20 protein-coding genes are annotated in these 22,811 nt (G+C 56.5%); 13 read left to right on the top strand and 7 right to left on the bottom strand.

Annotation, left to right across the window (positions count from 1 at the left end; genetic code table 11):
- Positions 1-120: 120 nt before the first annotated feature.
- Positions 121-510, bottom strand: a complete 390-nt coding sequence (locus tag RRF56_RS14610; RefSeq protein ID WP_317038362.1) for a hypothetical protein — start codon at positions 508-510, stop codon at positions 121-123.
- A 121-nt stretch (positions 511-631) separates the two neighbouring features.
- Here RRF56_RS14610 and queA point away from each other — a divergent pair, with 121 nt between their 5' ends.
- Both queA and RRF56_RS14620 read left to right on the top strand, forming a co-directional pair.
- Positions 632-1,792 (top strand): tRNA preQ1(34) S-adenosylmethionine ribosyltransferase-isomerase QueA, encoded by a 1,161-nt coding sequence (gene queA / locus RRF56_RS14615; RefSeq protein ID WP_317033900.1) that lies wholly within the window; start codon positions 632-634, stop codon positions 1,790-1,792.
- Between the two features lie 86 nt (positions 1,793-1,878).
- Complete coding sequence (locus RRF56_RS14620; protein ID WP_317033901.1) at positions 1,879-2,784, top strand: M48 family metalloprotease; 906 nt, start codon at positions 1,879-1,881, stop codon at positions 2,782-2,784.
- A 19-nt stretch (positions 2,785-2,803) separates the two neighbouring features.
- Here RRF56_RS14620 and RRF56_RS14625 read toward each other — a convergent pair whose 3' ends face one another.
- On the bottom strand, positions 2,804-4,552 hold the full coding sequence (locus RRF56_RS14625) for a sensor histidine kinase (protein WP_317033902.1): 1,749 nt from the start codon (positions 4,550-4,552) through the stop codon (positions 2,804-2,806).
- A gap of 762 nt (positions 4,553-5,314) precedes the next feature.
- Between RRF56_RS14625 and RRF56_RS14630 the strand changes: the two genes are divergently transcribed.
- Complete coding sequence (locus RRF56_RS14630; protein ID WP_317033903.1) at positions 5,315-6,436, top strand: HAMP domain-containing sensor histidine kinase; 1,122 nt, start codon at positions 5,315-5,317, stop codon at positions 6,434-6,436.
- A 246-nt stretch (positions 6,437-6,682) separates the two neighbouring features.
- Here RRF56_RS14630 and RRF56_RS14635 read toward each other — a convergent pair whose 3' ends face one another.
- The gene (locus tag RRF56_RS14635; protein ID WP_317033904.1) at positions 6,683-7,207 is read right to left on the bottom strand and encodes a hypothetical protein; all 525 of its coding nucleotides are present in this window, start codon (positions 7,205-7,207) and stop codon (positions 6,683-6,685) included.
- Positions 7,208-7,710: 503 nt separating this feature from the next.
- On the opposite strand from RRF56_RS14635, the gene RRF56_RS14640 reads away from it, so the two are divergent.
- Positions 7,711-8,154 (top strand): Fur family transcriptional regulator, encoded by a 444-nt coding sequence (locus RRF56_RS14640; RefSeq protein ID WP_317033905.1) that lies wholly within the window; start codon positions 7,711-7,713, stop codon positions 8,152-8,154.
- Positions 8,155-8,187: 33 nt separating this feature from the next.
- Here RRF56_RS14640 and RRF56_RS14645 read toward each other — a convergent pair whose 3' ends face one another.
- Positions 8,188-8,991, bottom strand: a complete 804-nt coding sequence (locus tag RRF56_RS14645; RefSeq protein WP_317033906.1) for an SDR family NAD(P)-dependent oxidoreductase — start codon at positions 8,989-8,991, stop codon at positions 8,188-8,190.
- 787 nt (positions 8,992-9,778) lie between these two features.
- Between RRF56_RS14645 and RRF56_RS14650 the strand changes: the two genes are divergently transcribed.
- Both RRF56_RS14650 and RRF56_RS14655 read left to right on the top strand, forming a co-directional pair.
- Positions 9,779-11,086 carry a lipid-A-disaccharide synthase gene (locus RRF56_RS14650; protein WP_317033907.1) on the top strand — a complete coding sequence of 436 codons (1,308 nt, stop codon included), beginning with the start codon at positions 9,779-9,781 and terminating at the stop codon, positions 11,084-11,086.
- A gap of 23 nt (positions 11,087-11,109) precedes the next feature.
- Positions 11,110-12,333: an MFS transporter gene (locus RRF56_RS14655; RefSeq protein WP_317033908.1), complete on the top strand. Its 1,224-nt coding sequence runs from the start codon at positions 11,110-11,112 to the stop codon at positions 12,331-12,333.
- A 69-nt stretch (positions 12,334-12,402) separates the two neighbouring features.
- Here RRF56_RS14655 and RRF56_RS14660 read toward each other — a convergent pair whose 3' ends face one another.
- A complete protein-coding gene (locus RRF56_RS14660) occupies positions 12,403-13,314 on the bottom strand; it encodes an ABC transporter ATP-binding protein (protein WP_317033909.1) in 912 nt (303 codons plus the stop codon).
- 106 nt (positions 13,315-13,420) lie between these two features.
- Here RRF56_RS14660 and RRF56_RS14665 point away from each other — a divergent pair, with 106 nt between their 5' ends.
- The 5 genes from RRF56_RS14665 (at position 13,421) to RRF56_RS14685 (ending at position 17,715) form a co-directional block, all read left to right on the top strand.
- Positions 13,421-13,810: a nuclear transport factor 2 family protein gene (locus tag RRF56_RS14665; RefSeq protein ID WP_317033910.1), complete on the top strand. Its 390-nt coding sequence runs from the start codon at positions 13,421-13,423 to the stop codon at positions 13,808-13,810.
- Between the two features lie 153 nt (positions 13,811-13,963).
- Positions 13,964-14,638 carry a hypothetical protein gene (locus RRF56_RS14670; protein ID WP_317033911.1) on the top strand — a complete coding sequence of 225 codons (675 nt, stop codon included), beginning with the start codon at positions 13,964-13,966 and terminating at the stop codon, positions 14,636-14,638.
- A gap of 673 nt (positions 14,639-15,311) precedes the next feature.
- Positions 15,312-16,562, top strand: a complete 1,251-nt coding sequence (locus RRF56_RS14675; RefSeq protein WP_317033912.1) for a SpoIID/LytB domain-containing protein — start codon at positions 15,312-15,314, stop codon at positions 16,560-16,562.
- Positions 16,563-16,859: 297 nt separating this feature from the next.
- Positions 16,860-17,084: an NfeD family protein gene (locus RRF56_RS14680; RefSeq protein WP_317033913.1), complete on the top strand. Its 225-nt coding sequence runs from the start codon at positions 16,860-16,862 to the stop codon at positions 17,082-17,084.
- Positions 17,085-17,370: 286 nt separating this feature from the next.
- Positions 17,371-17,715, top strand: coding sequence for a Dethiobiotin synthetase (locus tag RRF56_RS14685; RefSeq protein WP_317033914.1), 345 nt, complete (start codon positions 17,371-17,373; stop codon positions 17,713-17,715).
- A gap of 82 nt (positions 17,716-17,797) precedes the next feature.
- On the opposite strand, the gene RRF56_RS14690 is transcribed toward RRF56_RS14685, so the two are convergent.
- Positions 17,798-18,472 (bottom strand): response regulator transcription factor, encoded by a 675-nt coding sequence (locus RRF56_RS14690; RefSeq protein ID WP_317033915.1) that lies wholly within the window; start codon positions 18,470-18,472, stop codon positions 17,798-17,800.
- Between the two features lie 43 nt (positions 18,473-18,515).
- Positions 18,516-19,973 carry a HAMP domain-containing sensor histidine kinase gene (locus RRF56_RS14695; protein ID WP_317033916.1) on the bottom strand — a complete coding sequence of 486 codons (1,458 nt, stop codon included), beginning with the start codon at positions 19,971-19,973 and terminating at the stop codon, positions 18,516-18,518.
- A 231-nt stretch (positions 19,974-20,204) separates the two neighbouring features.
- On the opposite strand from RRF56_RS14695, the gene RRF56_RS14700 reads away from it, so the two are divergent.
- Both RRF56_RS14700 and RRF56_RS14705 read left to right on the top strand, forming a co-directional pair.
- The gene (locus RRF56_RS14700) at positions 20,205-21,005 is read left to right on the top strand and encodes a TVP38/TMEM64 family protein (RefSeq protein WP_317033917.1); all 801 of its coding nucleotides are present in this window, start codon (positions 20,205-20,207) and stop codon (positions 21,003-21,005) included.
- 118 nt (positions 21,006-21,123) lie between these two features.
- The gene (locus RRF56_RS14705; protein WP_317033918.1) at positions 21,124-22,779 is read left to right on the top strand and encodes a mechanosensitive ion channel family protein; all 1,656 of its coding nucleotides are present in this window, start codon (positions 21,124-21,126) and stop codon (positions 22,777-22,779) included.
- Positions 22,780-22,811: the final 32 nt, after the last annotated feature.

Below are 22,811 nucleotides of genomic sequence, written 5' to 3' on the forward strand. Positions count from 1 at the left end.
GGGGTTTTGTAGGTCAGATTCGGTCTTACAGCTTTTTCTATAAAAAGCTACGAAAAAGGGCAGGTTGCCCCGCCCCTTCAGGAGATATGTCTTACAGACAATCTGGTGTTACTCGTTGCCCTAGGCCAACGTTTCAGGGCAATAGCCCAAGCCCATGACAAACTGACGACGAAAGGCTTCGATCTCTTCGCGATCGGGTTTGCCGTGAGAAACAATGGCTACCTGGTAGCGGCGCATGACATCGATGGGCGACTGGCCGGTTTCTAGACCCCACAGGGCCATCCGCACCCGAATACCGGGGTCGTAGGCAATGCCCAGCTCGTTCATGTAGGCGCGAAAATCTTCGGCATCCGAGACGGCGATGTTGTCGTTCATTTTGACGCGAATGACCCAACCATCAATTTGATGAATCACCGTCATAAACTCCAGGGGCAGCCGACAGTAGCCGAGCAGGTGTTCGACCACACGAAGGGTCAAACTGGCGTTGGCGAGATAGTAGGTGTATTCCATCATTGACCTTTAGGCAGGTGCTACAGTTCTTATTGACTTCATTGTCGGAGATAAGGCTCGGGGCGGTTAGGGTTAAGTCCCCCCACATCACCTGGGTGTATCCCCCCAACCTGGACAGGTTATGCACGATCGTCAACAACTGACACCCCCAACAGACTCAACCTTAGGCCTGGCATCAAGCCCCCAGGACCAACCCTCATCCCCTGACTATGCCTTGGAGGCGTATCAGTATCTCTTGCCGCCAGAAAAAATTGCTCAAACCCCGGTTACGCCGAGAGATGCCTCACGGCTGCTGGTGGTCGATAGCCCCACCACCCATCGCCACCACCACTTTCGCGACCTGCCGACCCTGCTGCGCCCCGGCGATCTGCTGGTTCTCAACGATACGCGGGTAATACCGGCTCGATTGCTCGGCCACAAGCCGGGCGGTGCCCAAGTCGAAGTGTTTTTGCTAGAAGACCAGGGCAACCACCAGTGGCTGGCGCTGGTGCGTCCGGGTCGCCGCCTGAAGCCAGGGGCAACGGTGCACTTTGGCCCCAACCCCGACCAGCCCGACCTGGTGGCCCAGGTGCTGGCTACCGACCCCGAGACTAGCGGTCGCCTGCTCCAGTTTGAGCCCCAGGGCGGTGAGTCTCTGTTTGCCCTCTTTGAGCGCCTGGGGGAAGTTCCCCTCCCTCCCTACATTACCGATACCGCCGCCTCGCCTGAGCAGTACCAAACGGTTTACGCCACAGCCCCCGGTGCGGTGGCGGCCCCAACGGCGGGGCTGCATTTTACCCCTGAGCTATTTGAGCGCCTCGATGAGATTGGGGTGGGGCGATCGCACATTACGCTCCACGTGGGGGTAGGCACCTTTCGCCCCGTCGAAGCCGACAACATTCTTGAGCACAAAATGCACGGCGAATGGATCGATGTCTCGGCAGAAACGGTAGCGCAAATCAACGCCACCAAAGCCCAGGGCGGACGGGTGATTGCCGTGGGCACGACCGCCGTGCGCGCCTTAGAAGGGGCCGCCCAAACCGGTCAGCTAGGCCCCTGGCAGGGCAAAACCAATCTATTTATTTATCCTGGTTACCAGTATCGGGTGGTGGATGGGCTGATCACCAACTTTCACCTGCCTGGATCGAGCCTGCTGATGCTGGTCAGTGCCCTGGTGGGGCGAGAGCGGCTACTGGCCCTCTATGCCGAGGCCATTGAGCAAGACTATCGGTTTTACTCCTTTGGCGATGCCATGCTGATTTTGCCAGAAGCCAAATTGTTGCCACCCAGCCCTCAACCCTAGTTTCTTTCTCTAGGTAGACCTCAGCCGTGGGTTCCTTTGAGATGCTGAGGAAACACGAACTTGCACTGCGCCCCGAGGGGTTACCTATGGCTGGAATGAATCTGTTCAGAACCTTTGCGTTGTTGGCCTTGCTCAGCGGGCTAATTGTGCTGGCAGGGTATCTGCTGGTGGGCAATGAAACCGGCCTGATCTATGGGCTGGGGTTTGCCGCTCTGGGCAGTTTTGGCTCTTGGTACTACTCTGACAAAGCGGCGCTGGCAGCCTTTAAGGCCAAGCCCACCCCCCGAGACGACGCCCCAGAACTCTACGCAAGGCTAGATCAGTTGTGCGATCGCGCCGGTATTCCTACCCCTGCTCTCTACCTGGTGCCGTCGGAGTCGCCCAACGCCTTTGCCACGGGGCGAGATCCAAACCACGCGGCGATCGCCCTCACCGAAGGCATCATTGATCTGCTGCCCGATGACGAACTCGACGCCGTCATTGCCCACGAACTCACCCACGTACGCAACCGCGACACCCTGACCCAGGCCGTAGCAGGCACCCTGGCCGGGTCGCTCACTTTTCTGGGGCGCATTCTCACCCTGGGGGCGCTCTATTTCCCCATGGCACGGGCGGGCGGACGTCGGGGCAGCAACCCCATTGCCATCTTGTTTTTGTTGGTAATTGCGCCCTTTGCCGCCGGGCTGATTCGCATGGCCATTTCGCGCACCCGTGAGTACGCCGCCGATGCCGGAGCCGCCGAAATCACCGAAAACCCCATGGCCCTGGTGCGAGCGTTAGAAACCCTAGAAGCCATGGGGCAGAAAGTTCCCATTCATGGCAACCCAGCCTTTTCGGCCATGTTTATTGTCAACCCCCTCTCTAAAGAAGGGATGATGACCTTGTTTATGACCCACCCCTCTACAGCGGATCGAATTCAACGACTAAAAGACTTGGCCGACAAAGCGATCGCTAGGCAAACCGAAGCAGCCGCACTCAGCCCAACGGCCTAAGTACACTCTTGCAGCAAGATCATTGATTCATCAGCGGTAGCCTGACGGTAAACGTGGCCCCCAGCCCTTCTCCTGGGCTATCGGCTTGCACTGTGCCACCGTGCAGTTCTACCAGGTGGCGCACGATCGCCAGCCCTAGGCCCAAGCCGCCAAACTTGCGGGTAGTGGTGCCATCTTCTTGGCGAAAATACTCAAACACATGAGGCAAAAAGCTAGGATGAATTCCTTTGCCGGTATCGCTAACTTTAATTTGGGCCTGATTACCAATCTGCACTAGGTTAACCTTGATAGTGCCTTTTTCTTCAGTAAATTTAACGGCATTACTGAGCAAGTTCCAAACGACCTGCTGAAGCCGCGTAGGGTCGCCAAATACCTCTCCAACGGTTCGATCTAGATCGGCTTGAATATGAATGAATTTTGCCTCTGCCGTCAACCGCACCGTTTCTAGCGCCGCATCTACAATAGAGGCTAATTTGACCGACGTTTTGTTGAGTCTTACCTTGCCCCGCATGATGCGGGTAATATCTAACAAATCTTCGATCAGATGGGTTTGCAGTTTGGCATTGCGCTCGATAGTGTCTATAGCAAAGGCTGTTTTTTCAGCGCTTAATTGGCCATGGCGCAGTAGATTAGACCAGCCCAAAATTGGGTTAAGTGGTGTTCGCAACTCGTGGGATAACACGGCCAAGAACTCATCCTTAATCCGGTTAGCTGTTTCCGCCTCCTCTCGAGCCGCCTCGGCCCGTTGCAAATGTTCAGTTCGTTCTTGCTCTCGCTGTGACAACAGGTCAGCCGCAAATTCTAGCGATCGCCCTAGCAAGACAACTTCCCTAATCGAAAGCGGGCTAATCTGCGGGTACTCACCATTGGCTAGAGCAGCCGCAGCCAAAGCAGCCGAGTTAATACTACGAGAAATCTGCCGTGAGAGCAGAAAGGCCCCAATACCACTGACCAAAAGCACAACTATACCAGCGCCCAATACCATCCCCATCGCTTCTTGGGCTGGCTTATGCACCACCTCAATAGGCACAGTAACCGCCACCGTCCAAGGAGAATTACGGATTCGGCTAAAGGCGACGTACACCCTGATGCCTTCTAAATTTTCAGTTTGAAAAACCCCCTCACTAGCCGCTCCAATTTTTTGTAAAAACACGGGAGTGCCCCGCTGTCCGACAAACCGTTCAAGACTGAGCGTGCGGGCTACAACACTCCCTTGTCCATCGACAACAGTACGCGTCCACTCTCCTTCAGCCGGGATCTGTTCATTAATCACATTGACGAGGGAACGGGGAGTAATGACAGCTGTTAAAACGTATTGCAAGCTGCCGTCATAAATAACAGGGACATGTAGAGGAAAAGCAAAGTCTTCCCCCAACGCTCCCTCCACCAGATCACCTAGGACAGGCTGACGGGTGTTAAGTAATCGGGTCAAGTTTTCTGAGTTGTTTTCTGAGGGCAATGGCGTTGTCAAGGGCAAGGTACTGTTGATTAGCTGTTGCCCCTCAGCATCAAGCAAAATTACAGCGGACCAAATTGACTGCGTCTCCGTCAATCGAGTTACTTCGCTGTAAAATGCCTCAAAGTCTCCTTCATAGAGCGGTTCAGATGCCGCTAAGGCTTGTAAAGTACGGGTTGTAGTCGTAAATTCACGCTCGACGGTTGAGGCCAGATTACGGGCTTCGCGCAGCATCCGTCGCTCTGAGGCTTCTTGATCTTGAACCGACAGCTTAAATACAACGGCAATGGCGAATAGTACAACAGGAAGCAAGGTGCCCGCGACGAGCAAGACTAGATACCACCGTAAGGAGAGTACCCGAGCACTAGAATGCTGCGGTTGGGAAGATTTATGGTTGTAAGCAAATCGCTTCATAAACGGGCTAAAGCCCTTTGCCCACCTAGGCTATTGGTCTACTATCTACAGCTTAAGGAATGAGCAACGGGGTGCATCACAGGGAAAAAGCACACTTGAAACCTTCCCTAAGGCGATCAAGCTATTGTCCGCTGATAGGTGCGAGTACAGTCACTATAGCAATTGATGTTTGTCGACTCTTTATTTTCCTCAATTGGGATGTATTTACAGGTCAACCCTAGGATAGATTTTTACTGGCTGACCAGCCTTAGTGCTCCTCCCCAGCGTGTCAAAGACCGAGCTGCGATCGCTTTTTCCCCTAAGTCAAGCCCTACTTTAGCTCAGCAATGCGATCGCGGCCCTAAGGCAACCGCCAAACTCCGCCTGCCAAACCCCACCCAACTGTCGGTGACTAGGAGCCTTGTGCTGAGCTTGACAGGGTCTATTAGCTCAGAAGCAAGCAATACCGCCAACTAAAAACATTTTTAGTTGGCGGTAGTTTTATAGAAAGCACACCTTGCTTATTTTGGAAGCAACGCAATGTATTGCTCCATACTTCTAGTGCAGCCAATGTCATAAACGGCTAAATTGTCGCCAATGCTTTCTATCATATGGATGATGATTTCCCTCTGATTAGGCTGCTATAAATGTCTCAATATTGTTTGATTACAAGCCTTTCCAATGCTAGTCTCCCACTCCTCAGACAACCAAGCTAAGCTAAGCCAAACCTCTGAGGAACTGAGAAGAAATTCTAAAAAAATTATGGAATTATGGGAGAAGCGTGCCCGTGATGAGGTAAGTGCGTCTATTCACCAGGACTCTCTGGCCTTACAAAACTCTTTACCTTTATATTTAGATCAGCTAGCTGACGAACTCTCTAACCAGTCTAAAAAAACATCTCTTCAAACTGAAGATGTCAAGTTAAAAAATACTCAAATCGGCAGAAATCATGGCCACGAGCGAGCCGGTTATGTTGACTACACTATGAGTCAGCTTATCTTGGAATATCACATCTTGCGGCAGGTAATATTTCAGATTTTAGAAAAAGAAACCCCTTTAAGTCCGCGCGCCCGCGACATTATTATTGACTCCATTGAGCAAGCCGTTAATGATGCAGCCACTCAATTTTCAGATACGTTGAGAGACATCCAAGAGATGTTTATGGTAACTCTAACTCACGACCTTAGAGGCCCGGTTAATGTTGTAAAGATGGGCACTCAACTGATTCTCCGTCGGTTTGAGCTAGGCGACACCCACTTAGATATTACGGTGAGAATGATTAGCGCCATTGAGCGGATGGATGCCATGATTCAGAACCTGCTCGATGCCAGTCGGCTAAGAGCCGGACAGGGGTTAAAGCTAGAGTTTGAAGACTGCAAGCTGGATCAGCTGCTTCACGAGGTAATTGAAGATTTAAGCTTTACCCATGGCGATCGCTTTGTGATCGTCTCAGAGTCAAATGTGGTCAGCCGTTGCAGTCGCAAACAAATCCGCAGGGTGATTGAAAATCTAGCGGTTAATGCCATCAAGTATGGCGACTCTGATGCCCCCATTACCCTAACCCTACAAAAAACTAGCGACCATATCCAGCTCGCCATCCACAACCGAGGTAATCCCATTCCTCCAGAGACCCAGGCCATTTTATTTCAGCAGTTTCGTCGTCCCCCCTCGGCAGAGGAAAAAACCGGCTGGGGTCTAGGTTTATTTTTAGCTAAAAATATTATTGAAGCCCACAGAGGCACCATCGAAATTGACAGCTGTGAGGCTCAAGGGACAAAGTTTGTTATTAGACTGCCTAAGTAGGCAGTTGAGAAACAGCTACCCCGCCATCGGGTGGCTTATACCAAATCCGAATTCCATACCCTCGATTTCCAGTTGACCAACCCGTAGGAGCGCATGACATGCACCCTCCAGAATCGGCGGTAGCCCAGCAGGATTTGGTCTGGGGGCGTCAATAGAGAAGCGTAAATAATTTAGGCTGGCGCGAAGCTATTGCATCGACCGGTGAAAGGCGCGATCGCGCCTTTCACCCTAAGTTCAGCTAGCCGCCTACTTCAGATCGCTGTCAGTAGCAGCAGCACCGTACTCGAGCCGGTGCCAAGCATCTTGACTGGCGTATCGAGCCCGATCCCAACCTAGGCGACCCGCACCATACTGCTCTTCATATCGCTGTTTTAGGTGGGGCTCAGCCTGTTGATAGGAGAGGCCTTGGCGCGAGTAGGTTGAGTAGCCTTCGTAGCCTGTACGGTAGGCGGGGCTGTAATCGTCGTAGGTATAGTTAGGCTCGATGTAGGGACGACTGCTGTAGTTCTGACGCCAGTAGTGGTCCTCAATGGTGGGGTCGAGGGTCTCTGCCACTCCTTTACCGAGTAAGCCTCCAGCCACAGAACCAACGACGGCCCCTACCGCACCGCCAACCGGGCCACCGACAATTACGCCAACGGCAGTACCAATTGTGCCTGCCCCAACGGCTCCTACCCCAGTGCCTACCGGGCGAGCTCCTTGCTCACCGGTAATGGGATCAGGATTGCTGTCGGAGTGAGGATGAACATGGGCTTCTTCGTTAATAGTCATGCTAGTTAAACTTCCATAGTAAAAACTGCTATTCAACAGTCGCCAATCCACAGCATGGCCTGAAGAAATAGCTCCGTTGAACTCATGATTCAACCCTACTGATTGACTGAGTCGATGCAATCGACTGTAGGTCGGGACTTGTCTTATCCAAAGGCAGAGATATTGGCCTATAGATTGTGAGTGAAGCGTTGAATGGGTTTAGGAAGTACCTCGCACATGCCCGAGGGGAAACCAACCAGGTTTGCTGCGGTTGGGTTTTGTCCGCCGCCCCCACCTAGGGGGCCGCGAGGTTTAGCTTGACGTCGCACTAGGCTGCGATCGCATCAGTAGTTGCCGTTAACTCGATCAAGATCTCGCGAGGTCATGGCCCAGCGCCGAGGACAGATAAGCGCAGAGCCATGGCTCACACCTGAGCGGGATCAAAGGCTGTAGTTCCTGTAGTTATGGACACGATTCTTTCAAACAAGTTAAAGTGGTACTGAGTATGAATTAACGCTTCCACTATGGATGATCAAGCTGCGCTCACCTCTCCCATTACATCGCTGGAAGCGGCTATTGAGCGCTGCCAGTCTCTAGGCATGCGGCTGAGTCGGCAACGACGCTACATTCTAGAACTGCTTTGGCAGCATCAGGAGCACCTCTCCGCCCGAGAAATCTACAATCGCCTCAACCAGCAAGGTCGGGAGATTGGCCATACTTCGGTCTACCAAAACCTTGATGCTCTCTCTGAGCAGGGCATCATTGAATGCGTTGAACGCGCCGATGGTCGTCTCTATGGCCACCTCAGCGACTCCCACAGCCACGTCAACTGCCTCGATACCAACGAGATCATCGACATTCAGGTGACTCTGCCAACCGACCTGATCGAGCAGATCGAGGCCCGCACTGGGGTCACCATTACCGATTATCGTATCGACTTTTTTGGCACTACCGCAGCGGTGCAGTAGGGGCACACCATTTGTGAACCCCTAGATAACGCTCTAGCTCGATCGCACTGGTCGCCGCTGGGGTTCGGGCTTAGGGGGTGCCAAGAGCTGCACCATAGGATCGATCAGCCAAGGAGCCAACCGTTGGGTCCAGATAGCGGCGTGGCTCTGCCAACCCACCAAAATCTCAGCCTGGCCTCGATTGAGGCCCCGCACGAGGGCGGCCGCTACCTGGTCTGGGGTTGAGGGCTGCACTCCGCGAAACCACTCGAAGCCCTTCACCATATCGGTGTCGGTCAGGGAGGGCAACAGCGCCACGACCCTGACCCGGTGCGGGGCCAGTTCGCTACGCAGGGCCTGGGTAAAGCCCACGATCGCAAATTTGGTCGCTGAGTAGGTGGCCATGGTGGGGGCCGCCACCTTACCCATCAGGCTCGAAACGTTGACGATGCAGCCTTCTTGGCGCACGGCCATACGGCGGGCCACCAAGCGGGTGACCGTGTAGAGGCCGATTAAATTGGTCGAAATTTCAGACTGCACCTGGGGTAGCTTGGCCTGCAAAAATGGGACTTGATGGGCGACCCCAGCACAGTTGACCAGCAGATGCACCGGGCCGTGGTGCTGCCAGGCGCGGGCAATCACCACATTGGCCTGAATGGGGTCACTCAGGTCGACCGGCAGCACAACAGCCTCGGCCCCTAACTGCCGCACCTCGGTGGCGACGGCCTCTAAGCGCTGGGCGTTGCGGGCCACCAGCAAAATACGCTGCATACCCTGACGGGCTAGGGCGTGGGCAATGGCGCGGCCAATGCCGCGAGACGCTCCGGTGACCAGAGCGGTTTTACCGTAAAAATCCATGGGAAACCTCCTGCTGAGTCTGCAATAGACATCAGCGTGATCGAGTATTGGTTAAGTAACGGGCTCGAACAGTAATCGAAAATTTGGGCGTAGGTTATTGGCCAACGGGAAGCACAGGCCAAAGGATTGAAGACCTTGCGGGGCTAGCTAGCGGCTTGGTTGTGTCTAGGCGAGTGAGGGTGCGATCGCCTAGGTAACGCTGGCTTTAGAGGTACCCCTCGGGGGGCGCGGCACTGTCCTAAAGCCTGAATGGCTGAATTTGGGTCATGGTTTTTAGCTCTCCTTAGCGAAAGACCTTTTGAACCATTGACTCAGACCTTAGCACCGGGATCAGGCACCGACAACGATCCTGAATGAAGTCGGCAGATTGTAACAGTGCTTATCAGCTTTCTCAGAAATGAGTGCGGGGAAAACGCTAGTTTTCCAGATGCAACTTTTTATAGCCTTCAGAGAATTCTGATTCTACAAACGCCCTGGGAATCTGCATGCGTCTATGAGAGCGATCGCAGCTAGGAACCTAAATCTGAGAAACCTAACTTGTATCCTAAGTTACGTATCGTTGTATTACACAAAGCAACGTTGCCCGGCTATTTGCCCGAAGGGCGAGCGCTGGCTGTGGACTATCCCGGCCTTGCTGGTGAGAAACTACCGCCGGAGAATCCCTATGATGGGGATTTGAGTGTGGGAGTCTGCTGCTTGGCCCCAGGCTCTGACTAGCCCACTTCGGCCTAGCGCTATCCCTAGCAGCTTTTCGCCTAGCCGCATCTCCAGGAGGCATCCCCCGTTAATGAGCGTTGACCCCATTTCTACCAGGGCTGCGGCCCCCAGCGATATTGTGATTCTCTCTAACGGACCGGGGGAGATTTCGACCTGGGTACGCCCGGTGGTGCGGGCGCTACGGGCGATGCTGCCCGATCCAGCCCAGGCGCGCATCTCCGTCGTACTGGCCCCCTGCGCCAACGCCTCGGGGCGCGAGGCCGCGATGGCCCGCAGTTTGCCAGAGGTCGATCGCGTACAGGGGCCAGCGCATTTTTTCCCCTTTCTACTGACCGGCAAAACCGCCGATAGTTGGAACTGGCACCCCCAAGGCGTCGTGCTGTTTCTCGGCGGCGATCAGATTTATCCTGTGATCATTGGCAAACGCCTGGGCTATCGCACTGTGATCTATGCCGAGTGGGATGCCCGTTGGCACCGCTGGATCGATCGGTTTGGCTGTATGACTGCCTCGGTGGTAGAGGCGGCACCGGCCCAGTTTCGGGCCAAGTGTGAGGTGATTGGCGATCTGATGGCGGATGTGCAGGGCACAGGCGATCGCCAGGAAGTGTGCGATCGCCTGCATCTTCAGCCCGACTACGATCTAATCGGCCTAATGCCCGGATCTAAAAAGGACAAACTCACTGTCGGCCTCCCCTTTTGCCTGGGCATTGCTGAGGCCGTTCACCGCTTGCGCCCCCAGACTCAGTTTGTCATTCCCGTCGCGCCGATGCTCTCCTTGACGGCCCTGGCGCAGTTTGCCGATGCCCAGCGAAATCCCGATATGCATCTGTTTGAGGGGGCAGTGACGGCAGAACTCGTCGAGGCCAATTCTCCCCTGCCTCGGCTGCGCACCCCCAGTGGCCTGGAGGTGCTGCTGTGGCAAGAGCACCCCGCCTACGAGGTGATGGGGCTGATGCAGTTCTGTATTACCACCGTCGGGGCCAATACCGCCGAGTTGGGTGCCCTCGCCGTGCCCATGATGGTGCTGCTACCTACCCAAAAACTAGAGGTGATGAAAGCCTGGGACGGCATTCCTGGTTTGCTGGCCAACCTGCCCTTGGTCGGCAATGGCTTTGCCAAGCTGATCAACACTCTGGTGCTGCGACAAATATATAAGGAGGGAAAACTCTTTGCCTGGCCCAATATCTGGGCCAAGCGAGAAGTCGTGCCCGAACGCTTAGGAGCGCTCAACCCCGAGACCATAGCGGCCCAGGTGGTGGACTACTTAGACCATCCCGAGCAGTTGACCACCATGCGCCACGCGCTGCGATCGGTGCGGGGCGAAGCTGGAGCCTCGGCCAAGCTAGCGGCAATGGTCGTCGAAGCGCTAAGGTCGTGATACTGCACTGGCGCAAGCGATCGATGACCCACCCACCCGTAGCCAAACCGATTCTCTGGGGACCCGTGTGGGGGCTGGCGCTCATGCAGGGAGCAATCACGCTGCTGTGGGTGATTTACAACCTCTATCTGGTGCAGCTCCTCACCCAGCTGGGGTTTCCACCAGGGCTGGCGGTGAGCTTACTGGTGCTAGAGAACCTGCTGGCCATGGTGATCGAACCGCTGATGGGCACCTTTTCTGACCAAATGCAGCACCAGATCGGCACTCGCTTACCCCTGATTAGTTTGGGGGTAATGCTGACGGTGGCCCTGTTTATTGTGATTCCCACGGCGCTGATCTGGGGTCAGGGGCCTCTTCGCTGGGGGTTGCCGCTGCTGCTGGTGGCCTGGGCCATGGCGATGGCGGTGTTTCGCAGTCCAGCCCTGTCACTGCTGGGGCGCTACGCTATGGGCACTCAGCTGCCTCAAGCGGCGAGCATTCTCACGCTGGTGGGAGGGCTGTCGGGGGCCATGGGGCCGATAGCTGGGCCATTTATTTTGGGGTTGGGGCCATTCGTGGCGTTTACCCTAGGCTCTGGAGTACTGCTGTTGGCATCCCTGACCCTACGCTGGGCTGGGCCAACCCGCAAAGTAGAGCCTCCCAGAGACGCCATGCCGGTTAGCATACCAGCCGACATGGCCGCTCACCCAGGGGTGAGTTCGCTGCCCTGGGCGGCGTTGGGGCTGGTCTTTGGAGCTGGTGTTGGGGTCGGTTTGGGCTTTCGGCTCGTGATGACAGCCTTACCAGCCGCCTTGACCCAGAGAGTGCCAGGAGCCAATGTTCCCCTGGTGCTGGGGGCGCTGTTTATTGCCCTGGCCCTGACGGCGATTCCGGCGGGGCAGATGGCTCGTCGCCTGGGCAATCGCCGGGCGATGGTGCTAGGGCTAAGCGCTATGGCAGGTCTCGCGATTTTAGTCGGGGTAGTTTCGAGCACGGCGGTAGGGGTAGTGCTGGCAGCCCTGTTTGGGGCGGCCCTAAGTTTGGTGTCTAACGGTACCCTGCCCTTTGCCCTGGCAATGGTGCCGCCCACTCGGGCAGGGGTGGGTACCGGCACGTACTTCAGCGGTGGTGCCCTCGCCGCCAGCCTGGGAGGCGGGCTGTTTAGCAATAGCGGCCTGGCCCCCGCGCTGCTGACCCTGATCGCCGCCGTAGCCTTTTTGCTGGCTGGCCTGTGCGTAGGGTATAGCCGCCGGTTTAGTCAGGGGTAGCCATGGGGTGTTGGGGGTCGGCAGTCTGGAGTTAGGCAGAATTCTGACCAAACACCCGATACCCGACACCTAAGCCCTAACCAAGGCTTCAGGCTGACGCGTCACTTCGAGGTAAACATGCTCTAGCCTGACGGGATGACGCGCGATCGAGTCGAGGGGAATACCCGCAAATTGGTCGATTAAATCCTTGAGTTCGAGCTGATCGGGCACCCAAAACGCCAAATCGCCACCGTAGAGGCGGTGAGGATAGCCCAGCTGCTGAGCCCGGGCGATCGCACTCTTGGGATCCGCTGTTTCCACAGTGACGATCTCCTGGGCGGGAATGCGCGATCGCAGCTCTGCGAGGGTGCCCTCGGCTAGCAGTTGCCCCTGGCCTAAAATACCGATGCGCTGGCACAGCCGCTCCACTTCATCCAGCAGGTGGGAGGTCAGCAGCACCGTTACCCCCATTGCCTTAAACTGGCGAATCAACTGCCACAGCTCTTGGCGGGCTTCGATATCGAGCCCGGTGGTGGGTTCGTCAAGAATCACCAGCTTGGGGCGGTGAATCATGGCAGCCGCCATGCTCAGCCGCCGCTGCATGCCGCCGCTGAGGCGCTCGACTGGGGTGTGCTTTTGCGCTAACAGATTGACCGACTCCAGGCACACATCGACCCGTCGCAGGCAATCTTGGCGAGAGAGACCGTAGAGTCGGCCAAAAAAGAACAGGTTGTCGCTACAGGTGAGGCTGCCGTAGAGCAGGTTGCTCTGGGGCATGACACCGACCCAGGCTTTGGTAGCCTCTCCGGCGGGGCGATCGCCGATGGTGACCCTGCCGCCATCGGCCTTGAGCAACCCGCAGATGATGTTAATGGTGGTGGTTTTGCCCGCCCCATTGGGGCCTAGCAAGCCATAAATTTCCCCCGGCTGTAGGGTAATGGTGAGGTCGTGCAGTACTGACTTGGTCCCGTAGCGCTTCGACAAATTTTCAAGTTTTAGCATGCAGGCCTACAACTTTAGAGCCGGAGGTGGTTGCCTCCCCCCGCCGTTGGTTATGCTCAAGACAGGAGGCAGGGAAACGCCCCTGTATCTTATCAGTGAGGACCCTATGGCTGGCGATCGCGAACTGGTCTTGGCCGCAAACAAAGCTTTCTACCGATCCTTTGAGAAGAAGGACCTAGAGGCCATGGAAGCGGTCTGGTCAAAGGGCATGGGCTGTCTGTGCATTCATCCGGGGCGCGATGCCCTCAAGGGCTGGGCCGACATCCGTGACGCCTGGGAGCGCATTTTTCAAAACACCAGCTATTTAGAGGTAGACATCGACATTCTCACTGTCGAGGTCAGCGGCGATCTGGCCTACGTAGTGCTGATCGAAAACGTGCTGCAAATTAGCAGCGGTCGCCGCCTAGAGGGCCAATCTATGGCCACCAACGGGTTTGAGCGCATGGCTGGGCAGTGGTACATGATCCACCACCACGGTAGCCCCGTCGTCGATTGAGCCCAGCGCCTGCGATCGCCCTAATGTAAGCCTTGCCAGCACAAGTTATAACGGAGCGCATCCTCCCTGAGGTTAATTTTTGCCGCAACTTTAGCTTGGCTCAACCTGAAGTCGATATTCTACACATACTATTTGTGGCTTTGGAGACCGACGATGAGTAGCTTTAGCTCTGATTTATCTAGTCGAGATTACACCGTCAACATTGGCGATTACTTTGGCCGGGGGTGGTCAATTTTTAAGCAGCAAGCACTGCTCTTTGTCTTGTTTACCGTGATGCTGGTGGCAATCCAAGTTGTGATCGCCATACTGCCATTTCCCCTAGGGGCAAGAAGTGAAGAGGGCGGCGTTGGAGGCATTTTGAACGTTGCCTTCAACGTGATTTCCCCAGTGCTGTCAGCCGGTTACTACTTCGTTGCCTTTCAGGTAGCGAGGGGGCGTAGTGTTAGCTTCAATGATTTCTTTCTGGGTTTTAACAAGTTTTTACCCATCTTTCTCACAGCCCTAGTGTCTACCCTCTTGACAGCTATTGGGTTTGTGTTTCTGCTGTTGCCTGGCATTTATCTGGCGATCGCTTATTTGTTTGCTCAACCTCTAGTAATCGACAAAAGCGCAGACTTTTGGCAAGCGATGGAAACCAGCCGCAAGCTGATTACCAAGAAATGGTTTTCGTTTTTTGCACTGCTGCTGGCAATTTTCGTGCTCAACCTGGGCGGTGCCCTGCTGCTGGGCATCGGTTTACTGGTGACTCTGCCGCTGTCGGTCTGCATTGTGGCGGCGGCCTACGAAGACATTGTGGGCCTCAACTCTGTCGCTGACGCGGAGATCTAAGGCGCTGGCCGCGCTGGGACGGGCGCGGCTAGGCCGCTAAGGCCACCACCTACTACTGGGGTAGGCGAACCACTAATCCTAAATCCGGCCTGGCTACCGCCGATTCCGGAGGGCGCACGCCCTGCGCCCCCACAGGTTGACCGGTCGGGGATCAGGGGTGATGGAACTCGGATTCGGTATAAGCCAGTTTGGCATCTATTTTTTCCGCAGGGACGTAGTCTGCTAAGTCCCTGCGGAAAAATGCGTTGAGCAGATTTTCGCGCTACTCGTCTGATCGGGCTATCCCTATCGCCGATCACCGCTCTAGACTTCAGCGCAAACTCCTATTCAATTTAACCCCAGAAAAAATTCTAAGCGACGCTAAAATGCCCCAGAAAGTTCCGCAACGTTCCAAAAATAATTTGGCGTGGGGGGCTGAGCCTGCTCTAAATCCTTGTACATCAGTCTTTCTAGAGCACAGAATTATCTGCTGTTTTTCTTTTGTTAAGTATAAAGTCCTCTTTGGCAAGCTCTGAACGAGGTGTTTTATCCCTAGGCGATCTCTTCCCTTAGACATATATTAAAAAGTATTCGGATTGATTCATTTGGTAACGTTTATCTTTAGATAGGTATTGGGCCACTGGCCAGGTCTGCTGACCTTGATTGTGAAGAGTAGGTGTTGGGTTCGACCACCATGGGAAATCTCTGGAAAGCTCGGCTGCCAAAGCTAGGGTCGGTGCAGCTCAAGTCTGTTCGGCTCAAGCCGCTCCATCTGCGCTGGCCGCAGACCGGCTCTCTGGGGCGATCGCCCTGGGTAACCGGGGAGAAGGGCGCTCGCCTAAAAGTATTTGGAGGGTTGGCCTTTGCCAGTCTCTTACTGGTGCAGGTTTCATCGCCCTTGGGCAGCCACAACACCGCTAAGCCCCGCACCCTGAGCCCGGCCCTTTGGCAGACCACGGGCATGGTGCGGCAGTCAATTGTTGATCTGTATCGGGCTAGACGCCTGTTGGTACAAGCCACTATTCCGGCTGAGCCGGAGACAGCCAGCCCCAATGCCGCTGCTGCTGCCCCCCCACCCAGTGGGCAGCCCGTTGTCGCCAGTGCGGCCGCAACGGCCCAGCCCCAGGCTACGACTACCGGAGCAGCGCGATCGCTGCCTCAGCCCGCAGCTCCCCCAGCCCCAGCGGCAGCTAACAGTGCCTTCGACCCCAGCAAAACCATTGATACCAACTTAGAGATGCGGGTGGCACTCGCCAAAAACGCCTCAACCCTAGAGGTCGCCACCTCCGTCAACGGTTATTTGATGGATTTGAGCGGTCAAAACTACTGCAATCTGCCCGCCCAGAGCAGCGTGGTGCTGCGCCCCCAGGGGTCGGGGATAGCTGCGGGTAGCTGCTCCCTCAGCAATAGTGTCTGGCTAGAGCCTGGCGAGGGCGGCTACGTCTACGTGGGCAATAGCTGGTACAAGGGCCGAGTGTTGTTGCTCACCGATGGCTCTGGCCTGATGGCCGTCAATTTTGTGCTGATGCACGATTACCTCAGTAGCGTCGTCGGCAGCGAAATGTACGTCAGTTGGCCCCTGGAAGCCCTCAAAGCTCAGGCAGTCGCCGCCCGATCCTACGCCCTCGTGCACCACGTGCGCCACGCCAAACGGGCCTACGATCTCGACAATACCCAGCGCTACCAGGCTTACTTGGGCATTGCCAAAGAAACCAACACGACCCAGGCAGCGGTGGTCGCCACAACGGGTGAGTTTATTAGCCACAACGGCGGTATCGTTGAATCGCTCTACGCTGCGTCGGATGCGATCGTGCAGGCAGCCCACGGCGGCAACGGCATGAGCCAAACCGGCGCGATGGAACTGGCCACTAAGGGCTACAACTACACCCAAATTTTGAGCAACTACTACCCCGGTACCAGCCTCTCCCGCTTAGTAGTGGAATAGCCTCAGGGAATCTGACGCTAGCGGTTGCAGCAATCACCCAAGGCCAACACAGTTGCGTCTAGCCCAACTGAGGCGACTTATGAAAAACTTTCTCCCTAATGGTGGGCAGTGCCCATCCTACGGTGGCTACAGTCGCCGGATACAGCGGGGGGCTTCTTCTAGAAATCTCCTAAGGGAGGCGCGAGACTTTAGTCTGTTCTTCATAGGGAACAGGCTTCTTGTTACAGAACGTACTACAACCTGTCACATAATTTGCCTCTCCTCCACTAACTAACAAGCACTAGGAGGTGGTAAATCATGTCCGTCTTAAATCAGCCGATGAGTACTGTTTTAGACAGCAAACTCTACCCCGGCAAGGGAGTGATTCATTCCGTCGTCAAACCCGGCATGGAATGGGTCGTGCGCGTTAACGGGGTCTACTGGACAGCCCGTGCGGCCCTAGCAGACCACAGCTTTAACCCAGGCGATACGATTCGCCCGATCGATCGCCAGGGCAACACCCTGCTGATTGAGCCAGCCTAAGGTTTGCAACCCCGTCAGTGAAACCCTCTGGCCGTGGAAACGAAATTGCGCTGTCCCAGTTATCGCGAAGGCCAGGGGCTGATGCCCTAAGCGCAATGGCCATCGCTATACTTAGCCATCGGTCGAGGAACTGCGGCCCGCATCTCAGCCCAGGCGATAGACTGGGGCAGACATAGCGACAGTCAGTGGGTAGCCACCACCCACGCCAGATCAAGACGGCCTTTGGCCGCGCTATGTTCAGCACACGCGGGGCTAAATACCCTTATTCAGCTACCGTTTTACCTCTATGGATTTTGAAACTGCTCGTGAATTTGTGGTGCGCCAAACCCTAGGCACCACCGCCGATCTGCCCGATACCTTCATCGCCTGTCTGCGCCACGGCAAACCCCCGGTGCCTGGTCAGGTGACCTCATTGCTGCTCGGCCTCAAAGTGCTCTTTGAAGGGCTCAAGGCCGAGCCTACCCTCGATCGCACCCTGGTCAAAGCCCTATTCATTCTCTCCTACGAAAGCCGCCAACTCTATGCCCAAGGCCAAAAAGCAGGGGTCACCTGGCCACCTCTGCTCGACGAAGACCTTGGGCGCATTGGCAAGGCGGCTCAATCGATTGTGTTTGGCGAATGGCAGAGCTAAGTTACCCCCGGTTCAGCAGGGCGCACGCTATGCGCCCTCTACGGTTTGGCCATTGGGGAATCGGGGGGTATAGGCTGGGCCACTAATCTCGCAGCACGTAACCTACCCCGCGCATGGTCTGGATCAGGCGGCTTTCGCCCTCGGCCTCTAGCTTGAGGCGCAGGTAGCGCACGTAGACCTCAATAATGTTGGAATCGCCCATAAAGTCGTAGCCCCACACCTGCTCCAGAATGCGATCGCGGGTGAGCACCTGACGAGGGTTGGTCATTAGGTAGTCGAGCAGATCAAACTCTTTGGCGGTGAGTTCGATCGGGCGAGAGCCTCGGCGCACCTCGCGGCTGCGGCGATCGAGGGTGAGATCGCCAAACACCAACATTTCGGCATCTTGGGGTTCGGTGCGGCGCAGGTGGGCACGCACCCTAGCCAGCAGTTCTTCAATACTGAAGGGTTTGACCACGTAGTCATCGGCTCCGGCATCTAGGCCTTCAACGCGATCGCTGACCTCATCCTTAGCCGTCAGCAAAATCACTGGGGTGGCGTTGCCGGTCTGGCGCAGACGACGACAAACCTCCACTCCGCTTAGCCCCGGCATCATCCAGTCGAGAATGATCAGATCGGGAGATTGATCGCGGGCGACCATCAGCCCCGAGAGACCGTCGTGGGCCACGCTGACCTCGTAGCCTTCGTAGGACAGTTCTAGCTGCACAAACTTGGCCAGTTTTTCCTCATCTTCGACGACTAGAATACGAGCGCCCATGGGGTGTCTCCTGAAGGGTAAGGGGGGATAGGGTAGGGGGTAACTAGAGGGGCAGGTAGAGGGTAAATCGGCTGCCTTGGTTGGGGTGAGACTCAACGGTGACTTTGCCGCCCATGGCTTCGACCTGCGATCGCACTAGGGTTAGCCCCAGCCCCGTGCCGCCACTCGATCGCGATCGGGCTTCGTCGACCCGAAAAAAGGGGTCAAAAATATCGCCTTGGCAATGGCGAGGAATGCCCACCCCGTGATCTTGCACCTGCACCCTGGCCCAGCCTGGCTGACGGCCTAGGGTCACCTGCACCGGCTGCTGGGGATCGCCGTAGCGCAGGGCATTGTCAATCAGTTCGACCAGGGCGGTGCGCAGCTTTTGGCGATCGACCCAAGCCACCACGGGGTCGCCAATCACCACCTTGACCCGATCGCTAGGGCTGGTCAGGGCGTGGGTTGCTAGGGCAATGGCTTCGTACACAATGTCGCTGAGGTCGGCCACCGCTAACGTTGGCCCCTCCTGGCCATGGCTCAGCCGGGCCAGGTCAAGAATTTCGCCCAGCAGCCGGGTGGTGCGATCGGCCTCGGCAGCAGCAATTTCTAGCCCTTCGCGCTGGGCGGCGGTGAGATTGTGCCCCCGGCGCAGAGTGCTCTCTAGGTAGCCCTGCACCAGCGACAAGGGCGTGCGCAGTTCGTGGGAAACGTCGTTAACCAGTCGCTTTTGCTGCGTCCAGGCCTTGGCTAGACGGGTCAACATCAAATTGTAGGTGCGCACCAGTTCTTGCAGTTCGGTAGGAGCCGCCTCTAGGCTGAGCGGCTGGTCGAGGGTGTCGGCGGTAACCTGGCCCGCTAGGTGGTTGAGCTGGCGAATCGGGCTGAGGGTGCGACGAATATAAACGGCAAAGGCCAGAGACAACAGGCTCACCAGCCCAAGGCTGGCCAACAGCAGCATGCGCACCAGCCGCTGCAACCCTTGATAGTCGGCGGTGATGTCGTCAGCAATGTAGAGCATGGCGGGGGGTAGCCCAGCTAGCTCTAGGGGGCTGGCGCACACCACCAATCGCCAACCCTGCACCGACACAATTTTAGTTCCCGGAGCGATGGGGGTGCTCAGCAGAGCCTGGCTGACCCCAGCGGTTTGCCATGACCCCATCGTCAAAATGGCAGACTGGGCCAGGCGATCGCCCCCCGAAGTTTCTACCCAGATCGCCAGATCACCGGTAGCTCGGTGGTCAATCACCCGCTCTAGGGCCGCCGAGGGAGGCATCATCTCGCTGTAGTAGCGCACGTCTTCCTGTAGGCGATCGGCCACCAGGGCAGTGCCCTGACGGTAACTGCTGAGCATAATTTGCTGCATCCGCCAGCCCATCCAGGTGGCCAGAGCGCCAATGCCAACCAGCGAGGCCAGCACTACCCCGGCAGTGAGGCGGGTTTGCAGTGACCCCGGATCAATTCGCCCCCCCCGTAGCAGGTGGCGAAAGGGAGTGATGGGTTGGAGCCAAAAATACGCCATACCGATGAGCCTACAGGGAAAGCAGAGACGCACCAGTCCTGCCTTGATCTTGACTCTATCAGCTCAGTCTGAGAAAGGGCTGATACGCACCGGTCTTCAGGCTTAGGTGATTCTCAGGGCAATCTCAGATGACGGCGCTTGAATGAAACCAGGTGAATTGCCTGACTGCTTTCACCCCAATCTGGCCATCCCGCTCCGATGTTATCCCCTGCCCTGATCCCGCTTAAAATTATGGCTATTCGACCCCAACAACGCCCGGTATCCGCCGCCATGCTTCGCTTTATCGTCTGGTTAGGGATTGCCCTAGTGATGGCTCCGATGGCTCCCGCCCTGGCTCAAACCTTGGCTCAAGGGCCAGCGGCAGAGGCGTCTTTCTGGGCATCGCTCCAGCAACAGCTGGTCAACGCCCTGGCGTGGATTGACGGGTTGGGGGCGATCGCCCCCCTGGCCTTTATCCTGCTCTACATTGTGATTACCGTCGCTTTTGTACCGGCTTCGGTGGTCACCCTGGGGGCCGGTGTGGTGTTTGGCGTCGTCAAAGGCTCGGCCCTGGTGTTTGTCGGGGCCATGCTAGGAGCGACAGCAGCGTTTTTGGTCGGGCGCTACGGGGCGCGAGGCTGGGTGGCCAGCAAGATCGCTAACAACCCAAAATTTCAGCTGATTGACAATGCGATCGCCCGAGATGGTCGCAAACTGATCTTTTTGCTGCGCCTATCCCCCGTGTTTCCCTTTAACCTGCTCAACTACTCTCTGGGGCTGAGCCAAATTTCGCTCAAAGACTACGTGATTGGCTCTGTGGGCATGCTGCCCGGCACCATTATGTATGTCTATCTGGGATCGCTGGTGGGCAACCTGGCCACCCTTGGAGCCGACAGCAGCCAGCCCCCCGAAGCCGTCACCGTGCAGTGGATCATTCGCATTGTGGGCCTGATCGCAACGGTAGCCGTCACCCTCTACATTACCCGCCTCGCCCGCACCGCCCTAAACGAAGCCCTGCCCCAAGATGAAGGCGTAGCTTCTGACCAGCCTTAGACTGCCCTGGCTGAAGCCGCGCCCTGGTCAAGCCCCTAGACAATTCTCGGGGCTACGGCCAGCATCCCTGGGCGCTATGCTGGTGTCGGTGTTTCGACCCAGTTAGCAGCAGAGGCCTATGCCAGTACGAGGAAACCCAATCGATTGGCTAACCCGCCTACTCTTAGGGCTGCTGCTGTCGCTGCTGCTGCATGGGGTGGTGGCGTTGCCAAGTTTGGCCCAGGTACCGGATGCTGAGCCGGTCTTTATCAACGGCCTATTTTTGTTTGACGTACCCGCCGCTGGCGACCTCACGGCCCTGGAGCGAGCCCTGGCCATTGAAACCAACTTGATGCCGCTGGTCGAAAGCGATGAACCCGTGTCGGTAGAGACCGAAATTCGGGGGGCCGGAGACAATGGTGACCCCTCCCAGGGAGGTAACCCGGTCATTTTTGCGGGCGATCGCTACATCATGACGGTGACCAACGCCGATGTACAGGTGAGCGGGGCCGATAGCCCGCCGCTGCTGGCCGACCGCTGGGCCAACACGATCTCTACAGCCCTCACCCAGGCCAGGGCCGAGCGACAGGACGGCTTTTTGACCCGAGCCATGATTAAAGCCCTGAGCGCGCTAGCGATCGCGATCGTGCTGCACGTTCTGGCCGGGTGGCTGTGGCAGTACTGGTTCAAGTCGCTAGTCGATCGGTTTACCCTTTGGTCGACTGAGGCAGACGACGATGACGACAACAACGCCCAACCCTTCAGACTGTTCTTGCGGCTGACGCTGTTTTTGGTGCGAACTATGGTCTGGCTAGCAGCCCTGACCTACGCCGCCAATCTGTTTCCCATCACGCGCCGAGTCAGCTACCAGGTAATGCGCAGCCTACGGGATGGTCTGTTTGCCCGCAGTCTACTGCTGGGGAGTCGATCGTACTCGTTGCTCGATCTGCTGCTGGTGGTGGCCGCCCTGCTGGGGCTGGTGATTATGGCTAGCGCTGCCACCAACTTGCTGCGATCGCGGGTACTGCGGGTAACGGGCATTAGCCTGGCCGCCCAGGAAGCGATCTCGGTACTCTCGAAATACACGCTAATTTTGCTGGGCACCGTGGTTATCTTGCAGCTGTGGGGCCTCGACCTCAGCTCGATCGCCCTGATTGCCAGCGGTCTAGGTATTGGTGTCGGTCTGGGCCTGCAAGGCTTGGTGAAAGACTTTGTCAGCGGTTTGGTGCTGGTGTTTGAGCGGCCTGTGCAGGTGGGCGACTTTGTCGATTTTGGCCAGGTCAAGGGCACCGTAGCCCGCATTGGCTCGCGCAGCACCGAAATTCGCACCCTCGATCAGGTGTCAATTATTGTGCCAAACTCCCACTTTTTAGACTCAGAAGTCACCAACTGGAGCCATGGCAACCCAGTGTCGCGCATTCGGCTGCCGGTGGGCATAGCCTACAGCGCCAACCCCCAAGCGGTTAAAGCCGCCCTGCTCGAAGCCTGCAAAAAAAATCAAGAAATTCTCTCCGCCCCCGCCCCCCAGGTGTTTTTTCTGGGCTTTGGCGACAACGCCCTCAACTTTCAACTGCTCGTGTGGATTGCCCAGCCCAGCCGCCAATTGGTGATCAAAAGCGACCTCTATTTTGCCATTGAGGCTAGCCTGCGCGATCACGGTATAGAAATTCCCTTTCCCCAGCGCGATCTGCACATTCGCTCTGGGCATTTGCCCATCGACCTATCGCCCGAAGCGCAGCAGTTTTTGGAGGGCCTGACTGGCAATCTGAACAATCACCGCAAGGGCAGCCTTTGATCTTCAAATTGATGGTGTTGCTGGATACAGGT

Origin of the sequence: Nodosilinea sp. E11 (genome assembly GCF_032813545.1) — a bacterium.
GTDB lineage: Bacteria > Cyanobacteriota > Cyanobacteriia > Phormidesmidales > Phormidesmidaceae > Nodosilinea.